The organism is Hwanghaeella sp. 1Z406 (assembly GCF_048892425.1).
GTDB lineage: Bacteria > Pseudomonadota > Alphaproteobacteria > UBA8366 > Aestuariispiraceae > Pacificispira.
In genome coordinates, this window is the sequence record NZ_JBLZHU010000001.1 from 151,272 (window position 1) to 168,403 (window position 17,132).

At 52.0% G+C, this 17,132-nt stretch carries 16 protein-coding genes and 2 pseudogenes; 11 read left to right on the forward strand and 7 right to left on the reverse strand.

The features are described 5' to 3' along the window. Nucleotides 1-27: 27 nt before the first annotated feature. The 8 genes and pseudogenes from ACOSDR_RS00685 to ACOSDR_RS00720 all read left to right on the forward strand — a co-directional run bounded on the left by ACOSDR_RS00685 (nt 28) and on the right by ACOSDR_RS00720 (nt 8,192). Complete coding sequence (locus ACOSDR_RS00685; RefSeq protein WP_420730089.1) at nt 28-885, forward strand: TauD/TfdA dioxygenase family protein; 858 nt, start codon at nt 28-30, stop codon at nt 883-885. Between the two features lie 161 nt (nt 886-1,046). Further along, nucleotides 1,047-1,555, forward strand: a pseudogene (locus ACOSDR_RS00690) (transposase); the annotation flags it as partial. Nucleotides 1,556-1,852: 297 nt separating this feature from the next. Further along, nucleotides 1,853-2,365, forward strand: coding sequence for a sigma-70 family RNA polymerase sigma factor (locus ACOSDR_RS00695; protein WP_420730477.1), 513 nt, complete (start codon nt 1,853-1,855; stop codon nt 2,363-2,365). A gap of 115 nt (nt 2,366-2,480) precedes the next feature. Next, the gene (locus ACOSDR_RS00700) at nt 2,481-3,434 is read left to right on the forward strand and encodes a FecR family protein (protein WP_420730090.1); all 954 of its coding nucleotides are present in this window, start codon (nt 2,481-2,483) and stop codon (nt 3,432-3,434) included. A gap of 139 nt (nt 3,435-3,573) precedes the next feature. Next, nucleotides 3,574-6,027 carry a TonB-dependent siderophore receptor gene (locus tag ACOSDR_RS00705; protein ID WP_420730091.1) on the forward strand — a complete coding sequence of 818 codons (2,454 nt, stop codon included), beginning with the start codon at nt 3,574-3,576 and terminating at the stop codon, nt 6,025-6,027. Nucleotides 6,028-6,037: 10 nt separating this feature from the next. Next, nucleotides 6,038-6,322, forward strand: a complete 285-nt coding sequence (locus ACOSDR_RS00710; protein WP_420730092.1) for a DUF3649 domain-containing protein — start codon at nt 6,038-6,040, stop codon at nt 6,320-6,322. A 20-nt stretch (nt 6,323-6,342) separates the two neighbouring features. Beyond that, nucleotides 6,343-7,887 (forward strand): PepSY-associated TM helix domain-containing protein, encoded by a 1,545-nt coding sequence (locus ACOSDR_RS00715; RefSeq protein ID WP_420730093.1) that lies wholly within the window; start codon nt 6,343-6,345, stop codon nt 7,885-7,887. Continuing rightward, nucleotides 7,884-8,192, forward strand: a complete 309-nt coding sequence (locus ACOSDR_RS00720) for a DUF3325 domain-containing protein (RefSeq protein WP_420730094.1) — start codon at nt 7,884-7,886, stop codon at nt 8,190-8,192. The genes ACOSDR_RS00715 and ACOSDR_RS00720 overlap by 4 nt, the downstream gene beginning before the upstream one ends. A gap of 71 nt (nt 8,193-8,263) precedes the next feature. Here ACOSDR_RS00720 and ACOSDR_RS00725 read toward each other — a convergent pair whose 3' ends face one another. Next, nucleotides 8,264-8,611 carry a hypothetical protein gene (locus ACOSDR_RS00725; RefSeq protein WP_420730096.1) on the reverse strand — a complete coding sequence of 116 codons (348 nt, stop codon included), beginning with the start codon at nt 8,609-8,611 and terminating at the stop codon, nt 8,264-8,266. Between the two features lie 156 nt (nt 8,612-8,767). Here ACOSDR_RS00725 and ACOSDR_RS00730 point away from each other — a divergent pair, with 156 nt between their 5' ends. From ACOSDR_RS00730 to ACOSDR_RS00740, 3 genes are all read left to right on the forward strand, one after another. Beyond that, nucleotides 8,768-9,151 carry a helix-turn-helix domain-containing protein gene (locus ACOSDR_RS00730; protein ID WP_420730098.1) on the forward strand — a complete coding sequence of 128 codons (384 nt, stop codon included), beginning with the start codon at nt 8,768-8,770 and terminating at the stop codon, nt 9,149-9,151. A 30-nt stretch (nt 9,152-9,181) separates the two neighbouring features. After that, the gene (locus ACOSDR_RS00735; protein WP_420730099.1) at nt 9,182-9,466 is read left to right on the forward strand and encodes a HigA family addiction module antitoxin; all 285 of its coding nucleotides are present in this window, start codon (nt 9,182-9,184) and stop codon (nt 9,464-9,466) included. A gap of 198 nt (nt 9,467-9,664) precedes the next feature. After that, a complete protein-coding gene (locus ACOSDR_RS00740) occupies nt 9,665-10,558 on the forward strand; it encodes a 3'-5' exonuclease (protein ID WP_420730100.1) in 894 nt (297 codons plus the stop codon). Between the two features lie 66 nt (nt 10,559-10,624). On the opposite strand, the gene ACOSDR_RS00745 is transcribed toward ACOSDR_RS00740, so the two are convergent. From ACOSDR_RS00745 to ACOSDR_RS00770, 6 genes and pseudogenes are all read right to left on the reverse strand, one after another. Next, the gene (locus ACOSDR_RS00745) at nt 10,625-11,611 is read right to left on the reverse strand and encodes a hypothetical protein (RefSeq protein ID WP_420730487.1); all 987 of its coding nucleotides are present in this window, start codon (nt 11,609-11,611) and stop codon (nt 10,625-10,627) included. 186 nt (nt 11,612-11,797) lie between these two features. Continuing rightward, nucleotides 11,798-12,196 (reverse strand): annotated as a pseudogene (locus tag ACOSDR_RS00750) (TniQ family protein); the annotation flags it as partial. Next, entirely contained in the window at nt 12,193-13,182 is a 990-nt protein-coding gene (locus ACOSDR_RS00755) for a TniB family NTP-binding protein (protein WP_420730101.1), read from the reverse strand. The gene ACOSDR_RS00755 and the pseudogene ACOSDR_RS00750, both read right to left, overlap by 4 nt. Next, a complete protein-coding gene (locus ACOSDR_RS00760) occupies nt 13,179-15,056 on the reverse strand; it encodes a Mu transposase C-terminal domain-containing protein (protein ID WP_420730102.1) in 1,878 nt (625 codons plus the stop codon). The genes ACOSDR_RS00755 and ACOSDR_RS00760 overlap by 4 nt, the downstream gene beginning before the upstream one ends. Further along, nucleotides 15,053-15,697 carry a Tn7 transposase TnsA N-terminal domain-containing protein gene (locus ACOSDR_RS00765; protein ID WP_420730103.1) on the reverse strand — a complete coding sequence of 215 codons (645 nt, stop codon included), beginning with the start codon at nt 15,695-15,697 and terminating at the stop codon, nt 15,053-15,055. The genes ACOSDR_RS00760 and ACOSDR_RS00765 overlap by 4 nt, the downstream gene beginning before the upstream one ends. Before the next feature lie 637 nt (nt 15,698-16,334). Next, the gene (locus ACOSDR_RS00770; RefSeq protein ID WP_420730104.1) at nt 16,335-17,132 is read right to left on the reverse strand and encodes a TIGR02391 family protein; all 798 of its coding nucleotides are present in this window, start codon (nt 17,130-17,132) and stop codon (nt 16,335-16,337) included.

Sequence of the window (17,132 nt, forward strand, 5' to 3'; positions counted from 1 at the left end):
AACAAACGAATTGAAGGATTTCCAGTCATGCAAAGCAACATTGTCGTTCGTAAGTTGGCCAGCGCCATCGGGGCAGAAGTTGTTGGGGTCAATCTTGCGGATGAGACCATGTCCGATGAGACCGTCGCATTCCTGCGTCAGGCCTGGTTGGATAATCTGGTTCTGTTGTTTCGGGATCAGAACCTGACCCATGAACAGCATATTGCGTTCAGTCGCCGCCTGGGTGAATTGGAAACGCATGAGGCGATCCCAAAATTCTGTCATCCAGACCATCCTGAAATTCTGCTGGTGACGAATTTTGAAAACACCGGAAAGAAGCTCGTCGTTGGAAGACAATGGCACTCTGATCTGTCGACCACGACAAGACCGGCGCTGGGGTCGCTTTTATACTGTGACGAAGCCCCGGAAGTTGGCGGTGATACGATGTTTGGCAATATGTATCGCAGTTGGGAAACCCTGCCAGAACCTTATAAGCGGATGTTGGTTGGCATGCGCGCAAAGCACGACATGACGGTCGCTCGTGAAACCAGGGCACGCCGTTCCGCGGAAGAATTGGCAGACATCCGCCGCCGCAATCCGCCGGTACTGCAACCTGTCGTCCGATATCATGACGAGACCGGCAAGCCCGCCTTGTATGTTGCCGAAATGACGACGGTTGAATTGGAAGGACTGACGGAAGAACAAAGCCGTCCAGTTTTGGAGTACCTCTACAAGCATTCAACGGAACCAGAAAATACCTATCGGCACCGCTGGCAACCGGGTGATTTGTTAATGTGGGATAACCGTTGTGCCATCCATATGGCGATGGGCGACTACCACGATGATGCCCGGCGCGTGATGTATCGCACCACCCTGCGAGGAGAACCCAGTGGCGAACTAGCGTGAGTTGGTCTCACTTGGAAAATTGATTTCGCTCCGCTATTGCTGCCATTTGATAAGTACAGCGCTGTGCTGAACTGTCTGATGTCAGCACCTATGGGACAGATTAGTGGAATTGCATAGGAGAGGATTTCTGGTTCATCGTAATGACCCGAAGGGGAATGAAGATGAGACAGAAATCGCAGACACGACAGACAGGTGGCGACAAAGCCATTAAGGACATTCGCCGGGCGACCCGGAAGCAATATTCTGCTGAAGAAAAGATCCGTATCGTTCTGGACGGCTTGCGTGGCGAAGAATCCATTGCCGAGCTGTGTCGGCGCGAAGGCATTGCCGAGAGCATTTATTACAAATGGTCGAAGGAGTTTCTTGAAGCTGGCAAGCGTCGACTTGCTGGTGATACAGCGCGTGCAGCCTCCACGGGTGAGGTGACGGCCCTTCGCCGGGAAGCGCGTGATCTGAAAGAAGTTGTTGCAGAGCAGACATTGGAATTGCGGTTGCTCAAAAAAAGCATGATCGCGGATGGGGGAGACGACGAATGAGATATCCCGCATCTGAAAAACTTGAGACCATCCGGCTTGTTGAGCAATCCCATCTGCCAATCAAACAGACGCTGGATAAGCTGGGCATCCCCCGCACCACATTATATCGGTGGTACGACCGCTACCCAATTGGACGTGTCAGAAAATCAGACATCCTAAAGAGCATGGTGTGGTCCATTTTTTTAGACAAGTCCAGCAACCAGGTTGGAGCGGTGGCAGTGCCATCAGTAGCCGCCGCGCGCGAGTGTCGGCCCGGCGTGATACGGCCAATGAGATGCAACACCAATGCGGTTGCGCGCTGCGGCAATTCCCGATAAGACTTCAATTGATAATCGTTCGCACTTAAAGGCGAAGCTGAGACTTGGCGCAAATTTATCGCAGGTACATCTTCGTCGCACGCCCGGAAATAGGGATGAAACCGCGTGGACAGCATGCTGAAGCGGAATGGTCCGCACGTTAGGATATTTGTTGAACAGCGCACCGCGCTGATCGACTACGCATTTCCGATCGTCGGCTGTCGGGCACATGCCGAGGACGTGGTACAGGAGGCGTACATCCGCTTCGACGCTGCTAACGGTAAGCCCAGTGCCATCGACAATCCCGTCGGTTACCTCTTTCGCATAGTTCGAAACTTGGCGATCGACCGGATCCGCCGACAGTCATTGGAGCGATCACTCCCGAATGCGGATGATCTCGATAGTATTCCTTCGTTAGCGCCGGATGCAGAAAAAACACTGTTATATCGCAACGACCTACGGCGGCTTTCGGCGGCGCTTGAAGAATTGCCAGCCCGGACCCGTGACGCTTTTCTGATGCATCGGGTCGAAGGGCTTTCCCTGCAGGAAATTGCCGACCGCTTAAGTATCTCGGTCGTGCGCGCGCATCAATTGGTGCGCAAGGCGATGGTGCACGGCGCGAAACGTCTCGACAACGCGTCCGAATAGCCGGGCTGGAGACAAGAATTCTTGATCTAGGCCCTTAAATCGGAATCGCTGGGACGTCCTAGAATCGACCCCACATAACACCAACCTCCGCAAGGAATATCGAGGTCGCACGAATATGGAATCCGATCTTAAGACCGGTGAGAACGACAATGACGGGGAACTGTTGCTGGACGTGGCGGCCGAATGGTTGCTGCGGCTGGAGGCGGCGCCCGGCGACATGAACGTTCGTGCCGGGCTGCAAGCATGGATCGACGCCGACCCAGCCCACGCCGACGCTTATGCGCGCATCTCGCGCATGTGGAGCGTTGCCGGGCACATGTCAGAGCGGGACGTCCGGTATTCGTCGCGCCGCCGCCCGGTGGTCTTTGTCGCTACGGCGGCCCTGGCCGCGTGCTTGCTGCTCGCCATTTTTCCAACGGTCGAACTTTACCTCAAGTCGGATTACCTTACCGGCACCGGTGAGGTACGCAACGTGACGCTGGCCGACGGCAGTGTCGTGACGCTGGACGCCGGAAGTGGCATCGACGTTCGGTTTGATGATGGGCTGCGGCAAATAGAATTGTTGCAGGGGCAGGCGTTTTTCGACATCGTCGAAATGCCAAATCGTCCCTTCTCGGTGGACGCGGGGGGTGTGCGGGCGACAGTCACCGGTACAAAGTTTTCCGTTCGCACAGGCGCGGAAGACGTGACGGTGGCGCTGGCGTCGGGGGGCGTCGAAGTGATGCGGATCGGTGCTGCCGTGGCCCCCGTACGTCTCGCGCCCGGTGAACGCGCAATCGTGGCGCGGTCCGGCGGCATTGAGAAATCAAAGGCGACCATTGCCGAAATCGCGGCGTGGCGCAGGGGTCGGCTAATCATCCGGAACGAGACGTTGGCAAACGTCGTCGAGCGTCTAAACAGCTACCATCCTGGCGTGATCGTGATTAGCGATCCGGCGTTGGGCAGCACGCGCGTAACCGGCAATTTCGACCTCGCGCATCCGGCCGAAGCGCTCGACGCCGTCGTCCGTGCCGGCAAGGGCTCAGTAATCCGCCTGACGCCTTATCTCCTGGTGGTCGGTGGGCGCTGAAGACAAACGCTGTGAAATTTTTAACGTACCCCCCTTAAACACGTCCACACCCGTCCGTCATCTTCATGATTGCGAGTAAGTCGCACTTTCAATAGAGCAAGAGCGACGATCTTTGAGGGCACGGGTTAGGGGGGTAGAGATGACGATTAAGAAGTACATGCATTCGCTTGGGTTGGGCGTCGCGGCGTCGGCGCTGTTGGCGACGTTTACGGCGTCGGCCGAAACCGGCCCAGATGGCGAGGCGTCGTTGCCGGTGAGCACGGTTCACGCGTCGGCACCGACGGGAGATTTGCTGACGCAGGCGAATGAACCGACTTTGTTTGACATTCCAGCCGGGCCACTTGGCGATGCACTGGTTGTGTTCGGTGATCAGTCCGGCGTGCAGATCGCAGTAACCGCCGACGCCGTCGCGGGCAAGGCAGCGGCCTCCGTCAGCGGCACCATGACGGCGCGGGACGCGCTGAATCGCCTCTTGGCTGGCTCCGGGCTCACCTATCGGTTCACGTCGGCGCGCGCGGTGAGCGTAGAGACGCCCGTCGATGACGCGACGATGGTGCTGAGTCCGATCACGGTGGAGGGGCGGCAGCTCGCAGATCCAGGACGGACGGAAGGCAGCGACTCCTACGCCTCGCCCACATCTTCTGTCGGGTCGAAAATTCCCTTAGACGTCCGCGAAATTCCGCAATCCGTCAGCGTCATCACACAGCAACGGATAACAGATCGGAACTATACCGATCTACAAGGTGCCATCGCCGAAACGACGGGTATGCGCGTCACTAATTACGACCATGCGCGGGCGGATTTCCGATCACGCGGGCATACGGCGTCAATCCTGAGCGACGGCATCAACGTCCTGCACAGCACGAATACGGATGCGGCGCCTGATATGGCTATTTTTGATCGGGTTGAAGTTCTTCGCGGCCCGTCAGGCCTGTTCCAGGGGTCGGGAGAGCCCGGCGGAGCCATCAACCTCGTTTCCAAAAAGCCTCTCAACCACAAGCAAGCAAACGCATCCATGTTGATCGGGTCGTGGCAAACATATCGAGGCGAGGTCGATGTCTCGTCGCCGCTAAGCGAAGAGGACAAGGTGCGCGGTCGGTTGGTGGCGGTCTACGACGATCGCGAGGATTTCGTCGATCTGTTCGAGAGCAGAAAGGCCCTGTTGTACGGGGTGGTCGACGTTGACCTGACGGAAGATACAACCGCGTCGATGTCCGCGCTGTATCAGCAACACAATCATCACACCTTTCAGGGCATTCCCATACTCTATTCCGACAACACGCCGGTGCGGCTTTCACGCAACACGAACATCGGCGCGCCCTGGAGCAAGGCCGAGGACGATCGATCCGAGCTTCATCTGGACCTTTCCCATAGGTTCGATAACGGCATCGAAGCCAATTTGAAGAACCGCGCCGTTTTCCAAAATAGCGTGAACAAAACCAATTATGTCTTCTCCACGGTTAACACAACCTCAGGCAACGTCACGGTTCGCCCGATCAGCCAGGATGATTCCAAGTGGGACGTCAGCACAGACGCCAATGTTATGGTGCCAGTGGACTATATGGGGCAAGAACAGACGTTCATATTCGGATCGGACTATTTATTTTCGCGCGAGGACAGGGAGCAAGGAGTCGGCGCGGCCGGTACCCAGAATGCGTTCAACCCAGATCACGGCATCGCCGAACAGGACATCGCCCACACCACCCTGGAAAAGAACGACGAGGAGCAGTTCGGCATTTATGGACAGGCAAGGTTGAAGCCAGGTGTCGATTGGTTGACAGCCATCGGGGGCGGACGGTTCACTTGGTGGAACGCTGTGAACCGGGACATCGACGCTGGCACCATATCGTCGGATGTGCAGATCAATGGCAAGTTTACGCCTTTCGCCGGCTTGATCGTGGACGTGCTGCCGCATGTGTCCGTGTACGGCTCGTACTCCTCCATTTTTGAGCCGCAAACCGATCGAACCCCAGCCGGCAATATTGTAGAACCCCGCGAAGGTAACCAGTACGAGGTCGGCACCAAGGTTGAGCTGATGGATGGTGCGCTGATCGGGCACCTGGCGGCATACTGGATCGAGGACAAGAACCGCGTCACCACCATCGACAACTGCACCGGCAATTGCGCCGAGGCCGCTGGCGTGGTTCGCAGCCAGGGGATCGAGGCGGAGGTCAGCGGCGAAATCCTGCCAGGGATGCAGGCTCTGGTCGGGTATGCTTACACCAATACCAAATACGTCGAAGACAACAGAAACCAAGGAAACGTATTCGCCCAAGACATCCCCAAGCACATGCTAAATCTGTCCGGGCGCTATTCGTTCAGCGGTGAGGATCTGGGCGGTCTCTCGATCGGCGGCAACCTGCGCGTGATGAGCTCTTATTTCTATGCCAACAACGACGTGCGGGTGACGCAGGAAGGATTTGCCATACTTGATGCCTTTGTCGGCTATGAACTCACCAACAATTTTTCAGCCCAGTTTGCGGTCAACAACATTACCGACGAGGTCTATTACGAGCGTCTCGGCGGAACGACCCGGAACAACCGATGGGGTGCGCCCAGGAGTGTCATGTTCACGTTGCGGGGCGAGTTCTGATCCCAAGACCATGAACCATCTCAACGAAAAATTGGTTATTGCTTCACGCACGATCTTGGCGGTATTCGGCGGCTATGCTGCGGCCCAGGCGATCCCTCTTTTCCTCGCCAGCATGCTCCCATTGCCGAGGGTCGAGGCGACGGCCATCGCCTTGATGCTCAGCTTCGCCGTCCATGCGGCGGCTGCCATCTGGGCATTTTCCGCGCGCACCGCAACTCTTGCCTGGGTTGGGCTGACGATCCCTTCGCTCATCAGCGCCGGGCTCTGGTATTGGATACAAGGAGGCATGCAATGAAAGGAACATTCCGACAGTCCATGGATTGGCTGCACGGCTGGTCCGGGCTTCTTCTTGGCGGTGTCCTATATTTTGTATTTCTGACCGGCACCGCCGGATATGCGGATCTGGAACTTGATCGGTGGATGATGCCGGAGCGGCCGAATGTCGCCGATGTCGAGACGGCAATCAGCGTCGCAACGGCTCAGGCCTATCTGAGCAAGTATGCCGCTGATGCAGACAGTTGGTTCATCAACCCTCCGGGACAGCGAGAAAACCCCTATCTTCGCGTGATATGGGCTGACCGCACGAATCCTGGAACCGGCTCGAGGCACACCAAGTTTCTCGATCCCATCACGGGCGAGGAACTTGTGGGACGTGACACCGGGGGCGGGCAATTTCTTTATCGTCTTCACTATAAACTGCACTACATGCCGGTGATCGCCGGTATTATTATTGTCGGTGTTGCCACGATGTTTATGTTGGTGTCGCTGGTGAGCGGGGTCATCACCCACAAACGTATCTTCCGGGATTTCTTCACGTTTCGGCCGGGTGCATCTCAACGCGCTTGGCTCGACGCGCACAACGTCCTGAGCGTTCTGACGCTGCCGTTCCAGATCATGATCACCTATTCCGGTCTGGTATTTCTGGCCATCTATTACATGCCATTGATTGTTGCAGGGTTCTACGCGGGCTCGGACGACCCAATGCAACAGTATGAAAGCGAACAGTACCAGAAGTCGGCCCCGTTGGAGCGATCCGGCACGCCGGTGCCGCCGATTGACTTCACGCCTATGATCACTGCGGCCGAATCCCGATGGGGAGAAGAAACAATTCGGTCAATTTCCATCGATTTTCCCGGCGATACCGCGCGACATATCACGTTTGCCCATCACATCCGTGCCCCGGTCAACAGTGCCGAATTGCTTCACTTCAACGCTGATACCGGCAGACTTACCGGGACGACCCCCCGGGTCACAAACGCCGCACGCGGCACGTTCGATGGGTTCTTGGGATTACACGAGGGCCTTTTCGCAACGCCGCTCGTCCGGTGGCTATATATACTGTCGGGTTTGGCCGGTGCGGCAATGGTATCCTCTGGACTAATCCTATGGACCGTTAAAAGGCGGCAAAACCGACGCCGTCGCGATCAGCCAGAACGGGACATTGAAATTGTCGATCGTCTGAACGTCGCGATTGTTTGCGGTCTTCCCGTCGCCCTTGCTGCGTATTTCTGGGCGAACCGATTAATACCCACCGACTTTGCGGAGCGCGCGGCATGGGAAGGACACGCAATTTTCATTGTTTGGGGGCTTATGGCAATACATGCCCTGAATTTCCCGGCAAAGCGCGGATGGTACCTTCAGTGCGGGTTTGCAGCCTTTGCGTTCGGTTCGATACCCATCATCAACCTGATAAGCACGAACCGGCATCTCATTGCATCCATATCGCAACAGCAATGGGATCTGGCGGCCGTGGATATCACGTTCATTCTATTCGGGTTTGGGTTCGCGGCGGCCAGTTTGCAACTCCGTGCCCGGGTGAACAGGCGACCGATTGCCGCCCCATGTGAGGTATCAGGATGACCGTTATTGCACTTCTACTCGCCTTTGTTGGCTGGACGTGCTTGTCGCTCTCCATGCATCGCCACCAGCGCCAGCTTGGATTTCCGCCAGCTGCGTCGTCATATAGGTCGATTTTCCGCTGGGTAGGCGCGTTCATGATTGCAGCATCGCTTTGGGCTTCAGCTGACGCATGGGGTCCGGAGCAGGGTCCGGTTGCTTGGTTCGGGGTATTAACCGGTTCTGCCTTCTTGCTGGTCCTTCTTTTGTCCATGACTTCGCGAGAGGACGAACGACGACAACGCGGTGCCCCCTCTGCCCGTCGTTAAAATATTTGGACTGTCTGACGTCATCGCCTATGGGACGGATTAGTGGAATTGCATAGGAGAGGATTTCTGGTTCATCGTAATGACCCGAAGGGGAATGAAGATGAGACAGAAATCGCAGACACGACAGACAGGTGGCAACTGGGCTGGCCTGTGTTAAGTTCCTGAAGAACGTCCTTAAGGCCCTTCAACGGAGCATTTTCACTAAACTGACAGACCGGAAACAGAGTTTCGTCCTTCTCGAGAACAGCAATCAGCTGTCGTTCACTTACCTGTTGCTGAACGGCATCTTTTGAGACGCCCAGTAATTTCGATACAGCATCAAGACTGTAAACTCCGCCTGCCTCTTTCAGATTACTTTCCCTTGCAAGAAAGCCCCTTTTTATTGCTTCCTGATAAATCTTTTCTGTGGCGCTCATCATCCGTATTTTTCCCAATTTGACAGCGTTAGTAGTGTGCCTCACCTGAAGGCTATCCGAGTACATGCTTATTATGATCGCATTGATGCGACTTTTGTAACATATTATTGAGAAGCAAATTTTAGAATGTAGAGCACGAGTCACGGACTGAGATGTGCTATGAAGAGGTTTGAAATAAGAACAATCAAAAACGATGAAGACCTCGCCTGGGCGGTTGGTCAGATTGATTTGTTTTGGGCTGCGGAGGAAGGGACACCTGAGTTCGAATACCTCATGGTCCTGTCCGACTTGGCGTCCAACTACGAAGACACGCGTTATCCCGTCCAAAACCCCGATCCTGTAGATATGATTTGCTTTCACATGGAGCAGAATGATCTGGACCAAAAGGCGCTCGCAACAGTGTTGCATAGCAAATCGCGCGCGTCAGAAATTTTAGGGCGAAAGAAGGCGCTGTCTATTGCGCAAATTAGAGCTTTGCACAATGAATGGCACATCCCAGCTGAAATTCTGATCAGAGAAACGCGTCTTGCGGTTAAACCGTAAGCAGTAATGTTTACTGGAAGGATTGTGAAAATGAGCATGCTAGAAAGCCCAATGCACCCTGGCGAGGTCCTGAAGGAACTGTATCTCGAGCCCATGGGCATCGGTGCAGGAGCGTTTGCCAAACACCTTAGTGTACCTCGGACCCGGATTGACCGAATTATAAAAGGGACTGCTGCGATTTCAACTGACACAGCTATGCGCTTGGCACGCGCTTGCAACACGACACCGCATTATTGGCTCAACATGCAAACCAACTTTGATATGTCAAAAGCAGCCAAAGAGATCGATGTGTCCAACATCGAACCACTTCTTTAAGGTTACACGTTGGGCTTTCCCTAGATACCCGTTGCATTCAGAGCGCATCGACATTTCTGAGAAATCTCCAAAATATTTATGTCCTCGGCCTTAAGCCCGCAGCCGATGTAATGGGTATCCAACTTCCCCTCGGGTAAATGTTGATCCCATTGGTGTATCCTATTGACGGGGCCTATGGGGTAGCCTGAAACTCAAAATATGACTGATGATCTTGAAAATGCCGCCAAGGTTCTAGAAGCTTCGCCCAACTACCAGATACAGAGACGCCTGGTGCCGAAAGATTCCTATGGCGAGCCCGACCCAAACGAAGAAGTTTTGGTTGGTATCATTCTGGATACCGAAACAACGGGATTTGACCCTGAACATGACAGCGTGATCGAGATCGCCGCTCTGCCATTCACATTCTCCCGGGACGGCAGACTGTTCTCAGTTGGCACAGCTTTTCAGGCACTGCAGGAACCGCTTGCGCCACTTGATCCAGAAATATCAAAAGTCACGGGCCTCAAGGACGAGGATCTTGCTGGACAGACGATTGATATCGCTGCCCTGGAGGCTGCGATCGAACCTGCCGTATTGATCATAGCTCATCACGCAGCCTTTGATCGGCCCTTTGTTGAAAGGCTCAGCAAAGTATTTCAGGAAAAGGCATGGGCCTGTTCAATGAATGACATCGCTTGGAAAGAGGAAGGGGTTACCAGTCGGAAACTCGAATGGATCGCTCTCACTTTTGGTCTATTTTTTAAAGCCCATAGAGCACTTCAGGACTGTCAAGCGGTCCTGGAGCTCTTATCACTCACCTTGCCTATTTCTGGGCGCACTGGATTTGCACAGTTGCTGGAGGCCGCCAGGATGCCCACCAAGAGGCTCTGGGCGGTTAATTCACCCTACGAGCGGAAAGATGCCCTGAAGCGCTGTGGGTACCGCTGGAGCGGCGGAGAGGACGGGCGGCTGAGGGCTTGGTACCGAGATGTTTCGGAGGAGCATGTGGAGGATGAAGTAGAATGGCTAACATCTGAAATTTATTCTGGCCGCGGTGATTGGATTGATATTACCAACATTACCGCCTTTGCCCGCTATTCGGGGCGGGTCTGATGGCCGAGAAATGTTTTTGATGAACTGTCCTCAATGCACTCAGAAGTGTGCCGCTTCGAACATTGATTAAGTTCTGGTCGCTCGCGAGGTATCTGATGTTCCCATTGTTCTTAGATCATCTCCATGAATTACAAATTGCTTTAAGAGCTCATTAGATGCCCAACCAACGCGCCAGATTGGCAATGAGTAACACAGTGCAAACTGGATGATGTCCAACATGGAAACTCCATTCGCGTTATACTTCGCTACAGCTTTAGGAAGCGATGTGAATTCAGAGATGCGGCCACCATCGAATGGAGAAGAGATTTCTGAAAGTTGATCGATTAATTCTTCAATTGAACGGCGGTCTATCCTGGAGCTCAGAGATCGATCAGCAGCAGCGAGAACAGGAATTTTCCGAATCAATTTCGCACGGATCAACTGAGATAAAACATGCGCCGTAACACCTAGAAGTTTCTCCGTCTCGCCTAATGTTAATGCCCTTGATTGAAGCTCCGAATATGCTTCAACAGATTCAGCGCAGAGAAATTGCTTGGTATTGTTAGCGTAACGGAATGACTGCCCAACAATGATTCCAGAACCAACCAAATTTCGAAGCTTGCTTTTTGACATCTTCAGTTTTTGAGCTGCTGTCTGACGAGAAATGTATTTTGCCTTCTCCTCTTCAGGTAACGCTGCTGCATTTCCACGCCTGTTGACTGGAATCTCACCAATCAGGGCATCCATGAAGTTTTTGATTTCGGCCCATAGCATTGAATATCCAGGTAAGTGCTTGCTCTCTAATACAGCTCTATAGTGAGTATTGAAGTGACTCTTCAGGTGAAAAACAGTGACCTTAGACATTGAACGATCAACAATGTTACGCAAATGAGCATGGTAGGCGTAAGGCCAGTCCCCCAGCAGGCGAAAACCGAACAAAGGGTCCTGGTTTGTTGTAGAAACCTCTTCCTGATCTTCTTTTAGGACGGCGCTCGCGCGCAGCAGCTTCAGCACCGCGAGTTGCCGGGCAGCGGGTAACTCGGAGTATCCCTTTGGGGGAAGAAAACCTTCCACTCTGTTTTTTTTCAGCTTCCCCTGCGAACTCCACCGCTGAATGTGCCAATCTATGATGTCGCGCTCTTCCTTAAGTAAGGGCCACGGTCTTTCTTTAGAGCGATTGCCACAAAGACACTTTACTGTTGGTCTCAAATGCCGAAATTTGGTTTTGCACGAGCTGCAATGGGTTCGAAGCGTGACCCCATGTATATGGCATACTGGGATTGCCTTTATTGTCCAATGCCATCGGATGTAACCGAACTCGTGCAGGCAACATTCACACACTCTGACCTCTTTTAGTGAGAGATCTTCATATCGAACGAAGTCGCCAGATGGCAGCAGAACTCGGTGATTTTCATTGTCGATATTTCTTATAAGCGTCCTCTCGAGCACTGCTTTATCTTGCCTAAGGCAAATCGACATTCCGCTTGTATGATCGGAGAGAGACAGTGGACTTTTGTTAGAAATCTCTGATCCCCACAGCTGCGTGACCCACGTGGGGGTTGGATATCCATTTATCTCAGATACTCTAATAATGTATCCCATAAGGCATTCATCATCGAAGGGTCGAACAGCGACAGCAACTTTCTGAAACGAAGTCATTGCAGCACCTCCGTCTTCCGGTGGATATCATGTATGACGCCTTTTCTCTTGAAGTTGGGCATGAATGGATTGTTTTCTTTTGGTTTCGAGAACCCCTCGAGAACATTGTAGGCTTTTTGGAAGTGATGGGCCGTAAGTGTTTCCGCCTCTTGATCAATAGCCTCTTCAGCAGCCTGTCGAATAAGGCGCATTACAAACGCAACGTGCCCGCCAGTAGCGTGGATTATTCTTGCCGGCAGATTACCAGTTCGAAGGCAGCCGTCGTTATTGGGAACAGGCACTAAAGCTTCGATCGTTCCCAGAAAACTTAGGAACCGGTTTTGGTCATCTGGAGTTGACCAACTGAAAGGATGAAGTTGAAAACGACCTCGGGAACGCCGGTGCCATTGTAAATTGTCGTGCACAACCTCTTCGAATTCAGGAAGTCCGACCAATACAAACCCAACATTTAAAGTATTCATTTGGGTCTTAAGCCATTCCAAAGTCGTATGAGCGACTTTCCCTCGTTCTGGATCAATCATGTGTTGGAATTCGTCCAGTATTATAAGTTCCACCCCCTTGTTTTGTACAAGTGGCTTGATCCTGGCCTCAATTTCAAACTTTGTGCCCCTGTGGGAATAAGGGTCTCCAAGTGCCGCCAGAAGACGAACACATAACTCTTTGACTGTGCAGTCTTCCGGAACAGTCACAAAGACAACGGGGGTTACATCATTTTTGTCCAGGTCAACCGTTGGAACAGCAATGGAAGCGCAGTAGAGCTCAATGACAGTTGTTTTCCCTGCACCGGAGTCTCCAATCAGGGAAATGAACTTCCCTCCAGATGTTTCGCGCGCGCCCATGTGAAACCGACGTAACATCTCACAGGCCCTCTGCGTTTGATCATAATTGACGTAAAGCGTTTCCAGCTTGGATAGTCTCGCGATATCAGAGTCACTGAGTTGATTTAATGGCGATTTTGGTTGTTGTGCATTTGAAGCCTGGTTCATTCGCCTGCTCCCTTAATACCTTTCAAAAATCCCACTTCCCAGGTGATGTTCTCAGTCGCTTCCACCCGTTCATTTTCACGAAAAATATTATCGTCATTTAAAGTATTGGTTGGTTTCAACTTGGAATAATCCGCTGCCGCGCGAATCGTGGCGCCTTCCTTCATGCGGCCTAATCGTTTCGCCGTGCGCTTCTTGCGACGAGCAGTTTCGCCATATTCTTGGATGTCATTTTGCAACTCGGCGGTGCCTTCAACCAGGGATTTACGCCGCCCCTTCTGTTGAATCTTTGCGTCCGCTAAGAGCCGGCTTCGAACTGCTTTTACTTGCCAGAGGGGTATTCCATCAGAGGCTTCCTGATCAATACAAGGCACATAAATTGGAGGTTCGTTCGGGACTGCGTGTACCCAAACACGTCCCATATCCGACGCGTCGAATTTAACTTTTACCTTCCCTTTTGCATTGTTTTTCCCAAGCACAGCGATGCGTCTGCGCAGATCCAGTGCTAGCTCTTCAGATGAAAACATAAGCCCATACAACTCGATCCCCCTGCGTGTTAGAGATCGAAAGACGATTTCACCAAGCAAGACGGCCATTGGAATCGATGGATCTGGCAACCGGATAGACGTTAACTTAACACCCTTCCCCCAGCGATCTAAAGGTGCTTCCAGTATACCCATATGAAGGCTAGGCATATATATTTCGATCACAAACCGAGTAAACCACTCCTCGAGTTTAGGAAGCGTGACACACGCTTCTTTTTCAGATTTGTAATCTCCTCGTGCCTTAGTATTGGAGAACGTGGTTCCTGGTAGGCGATGCACCAGCTTTGTATTAGCCGTTCCAAAGTAGCGCTCAACAATTCCCTTATAGTAAGGTTTTTTAGCTGGGCAGTATCTAAGCTCAATACTTAAGCCGTTAGCTGCATCTTCGATGGCATGGCCATGAAACTCCGGGCCATTATCGAGCAGCACTGTCAGCATGATGCCATGGCATGGCCAGCCAAACCTCAGAGAACTATATCGTTTGAAAATTGAATCCTTGGGCTGTATTGCCATCGACAAACAACGCATCACAGATTTCCACCCGGGCGCGTCAAAAGAAATATGGAATCCTAAAACTGCGCGACTGTAGACATCTATCGCGACAGTAAGCGTAGGACGACCGAGTAATGTACCGTTTTCGTCCGTTAGAATTACATCCAAAACGGTATGATCAATTTGCACAACATCAAGTGGAAACCGGCTTGTTACCCCCATGCCAACATGCTTGTAAAGCCTGTCGGCATGGGCTTTCCCTTTTCGTGCAACAGCTACAACGTATGGATCTAATGCTCGGATTCGCCTGGTCAAAGTGGATAGGGCCGGTGCTTGTAACTGAAACTCAACTGACCTACCTACATTCTCCTTCTCCAGCATTTCCAACAACTTGATATATACCACACCCACAGTGTGACACTTCTTTGTCAGGTATCTGGAACGGATAGCATCAGCTATCATCCTTTCAACTGCAGGGGAAACCTTGGATGTTCGGTTTCCTCTTAGGTGATACCGTGGGAGCAAACTTTCGACTTTAAAGCCAGAATAGACCCAACGTTGCCACCAACCCCGAACCGTTGTTTGAGATGGAACTGAATACAGCTTGGTTTCCACGACGAAATCATATGCTTCTCGTGTCACGCCACCATGCCCAAAATCTTGAATTAATTTCAATATATTCAGGCGCTGTTTTACCTCGGATTTTCTATCTGTAGGTAGAGACTCAAAATCAAATACGCTTTTGAAATCCGGTTTCTCAGAAAACTCTTCATTGTCAGAATCATTCACACAACTTTCGTCATCAAATACCCAATCATGTTTTAAGAGATGATCAATCATTGGCCCATCTCCCAGCTTGGAATCCAAAGCTTAGAATGCTCACCAAATCTAACGCCGAAGTTCATCCTGATTTGACCAAATGCAATAAATGGCAAAACGGTCTTCTCAAGAGTGTCCCCCCTCAAGTGCTCCCATAAGCTTGATGCTGTTGTTTGGGGGGTATGATGAAAAAACGCTCGTGCAGCGAGAAGGTCAGCTTTAGAAGGCACAAATGCTGAGTATCGGAAATCGTTTACTAGCCTAGCATTCTGGAAATGAGGTGAGCGCCTAATTTCACTCGCAGTGAAAATTCGGAACCGCTCATTGCGTTCGCCAAAGGCAACCGAAATGCTCTTTAGCCGACTTAAGATCTGTGGATCATCCCAAATACTGTCTGGTTTCACCTCAGCGAAAAACGACCCATGCCAAGTTCTAACCCAGTAATCTGGAACGTAATGTGAGGGATTACCATTGTGACTGAACTCAATCTTGGTCGGCTGGCTCCTAAAATCGATAACGAATGGACATGCCTCTAGGCGGTATACGAAGTCCTTTTCGATCTGTGATTCATAATCAACCATTCCTCGCGCCTTCCGACTTGGAAAGCGGCCTATCACACGGGCCGTTGAGCGGGTGATAATCTTGCGAATTTTCATCGGCATTTGAGTCTCCTTGTTTTAGGCAATAAAAATCCATTGCCTGAATCGTGTTTCAGACTTGAAGAATTCCCGCCGCTGCTGTATTGATTAAGTGCTAACTAAATCAAAATGGGCTGCGCGGGTAACTGCGTGGCTCTTTTTTTCCTCCATTTAATTTCCCCAATGGATTAATCTCATGGAATTACCCAATGGGATCACCAAACGGAATTATCCGACGGATTCTTAAGAATCAAAAATTATTTCTGAAAATCATCCGAAAATAATAGAAATTTTCGTTCTATATACTGAGAATCCCAAGTTTATTTTATGACTTTCAATAACTGCCTCGGAAAACCACAAAAGGAAACTCCTTAGCAACATTGATTTTACTATGTATTTAACTACAATTTATTTATCAGAAGAAAAAAGTAATATTAAATGTCGACTGCATAGTTGAAATAAATGGAAAAATTTAGATTGATTATAAGTTTTAAGAAATCAACGAGAACTCTACGATGAAATCCCAGCCCATCACGTCGACGGTGCTCTTATTGAACTAGAGGCACTCGCGCTCCTAGAGCAACTCGAACTGCCGCTCACCGATGCGACCTATGCGGTCTGGATCTAGCTCGCTTTCGATTCAGCTCATATGGCCTGAGCCTTAAATGCGTGCCGGCATATGAGCGGCGTCCAGGCGCCTATGAATCAGCGATACGATTGATAGTAGGTCTTCGGCGTCCTCCTTGGACATTACCCAGTGAATGCGTGCCTCATGCGCGGTCGGGTTGCGGAACATGCTGAAGGTGCCACGGACAAGGTTGGCAAACCCGCTTTGTTCGCTGCGTTCGCTGACTGTGCTGCGTGGATTAATAGCTAAGAGTGGAGGGTCACCAGCGAGCACTCTATCGACCAAAGGTGCCCCATCGTCCGTCAGACCCGTGCGTGTACGCATCTTGTCCGCGACGCTCTTCACCGCCTCCTGGACAGCATGGAAGTAGTTGTCCGAAACCAGCTCGGCGCGGCAAAACTTCAGCACGTCCGGATGTACGCCTCGGCCCTCGAGATCGGCTCGAAGGTTGCGGGCGCGCCGTTGTGCCTCCGGCAATGTCTGGGCGGATTCTGCCGATGTGAGGTTTCCGGCCTGATCCACGACAAGGCCGGCAAATGCCAAAGCCTGATTTAGAAGTGCTCGCATCGGCTCGTACCGATCCGGGTCATGGTTATATCGAGCTGGCTTCATTGCGAGGCGAATGAATTCCAGGACGTGCGTGCGGTTTTGTTTGGTGTTCTGGCTCTCTACGAAGGCATTGTAGATGCGGACACGTTTCATCACCGGGCCTGGATCGATCATCTTGCTGGACGCGATCAGGTGCTGGATCTCCAGCCCTGTAAGGCCTTGGTTGGTGTCGCCCAGGGCGCCGGCAATGGCTTCCAACTGGTCCTGCGAGAAGAACGCCAT

Coding starts and splice junctions, on each gene's coding strand:
- ACOSDR_RS00695 (WP_420730477.1), top strand. CDS start 1,853: ATGCTGAAGCGGAATGGTCCGCACGTTAGGATATTTGTTGAACAGCGC.
- ACOSDR_RS00755 (WP_420730101.1), bottom strand. CDS start 13,182: ATGAACCAGGCTTCAAATGCACAACAACCAAAATCGCCATTAAATCAA.
- ACOSDR_RS00705 (WP_420730091.1), top strand. CDS start 3,574: ATGACGATTAAGAAGTACATGCATTCGCTTGGGTTGGGCGTCGCGGCG.
- ACOSDR_RS00730 (WP_420730098.1), top strand. CDS start 8,768: ATGAAGAGGTTTGAAATAAGAACAATCAAAAACGATGAAGACCTCGCC.
- ACOSDR_RS00735 (WP_420730099.1), top strand. CDS start 9,182: ATGAGCATGCTAGAAAGCCCAATGCACCCTGGCGAGGTCCTGAAGGAA.
- ACOSDR_RS00715 (WP_420730093.1), top strand. CDS start 6,343: ATGGATTGGCTGCACGGCTGGTCCGGGCTTCTTCTTGGCGGTGTCCTA.
- ACOSDR_RS00760 (WP_420730102.1), bottom strand. CDS start 15,056: ATGATTGATCATCTCTTAAAACATGATTGGGTATTTGATGACGAAAGT.
- ACOSDR_RS00740 (WP_420730100.1), top strand. CDS start 9,665: ATGACTGATGATCTTGAAAATGCCGCCAAGGTTCTAGAAGCTTCGCCC.
- ACOSDR_RS00770 (WP_420730104.1), bottom strand. CDS start 17,132: ATGGCGTTCTTCTCGCAGGACCAGTTGGAAGCCATTGCCGGCGCCCTG.
- ACOSDR_RS00725 (WP_420730096.1), bottom strand. CDS start 8,611: ATGATGAGCGCCACAGAAAAGATTTATCAGGAAGCAATAAAAAGGGGC.
- ACOSDR_RS00720 (WP_420730094.1), top strand. CDS start 7,884: ATGACCGTTATTGCACTTCTACTCGCCTTTGTTGGCTGGACGTGCTTG.
- ACOSDR_RS00710 (WP_420730092.1), top strand. CDS start 6,038: ATGAACCATCTCAACGAAAAATTGGTTATTGCTTCACGCACGATCTTG.
- ACOSDR_RS00700 (WP_420730090.1), top strand. CDS start 2,481: ATGGAATCCGATCTTAAGACCGGTGAGAACGACAATGACGGGGAACTG.
- ACOSDR_RS00685 (WP_420730089.1), top strand. CDS start 28: ATGCAAAGCAACATTGTCGTTCGTAAGTTGGCCAGCGCCATCGGGGCA.
- ACOSDR_RS00765 (WP_420730103.1), bottom strand. CDS start 15,697: ATGCCGATGAAAATTCGCAAGATTATCACCCGCTCAACGGCCCGTGTG.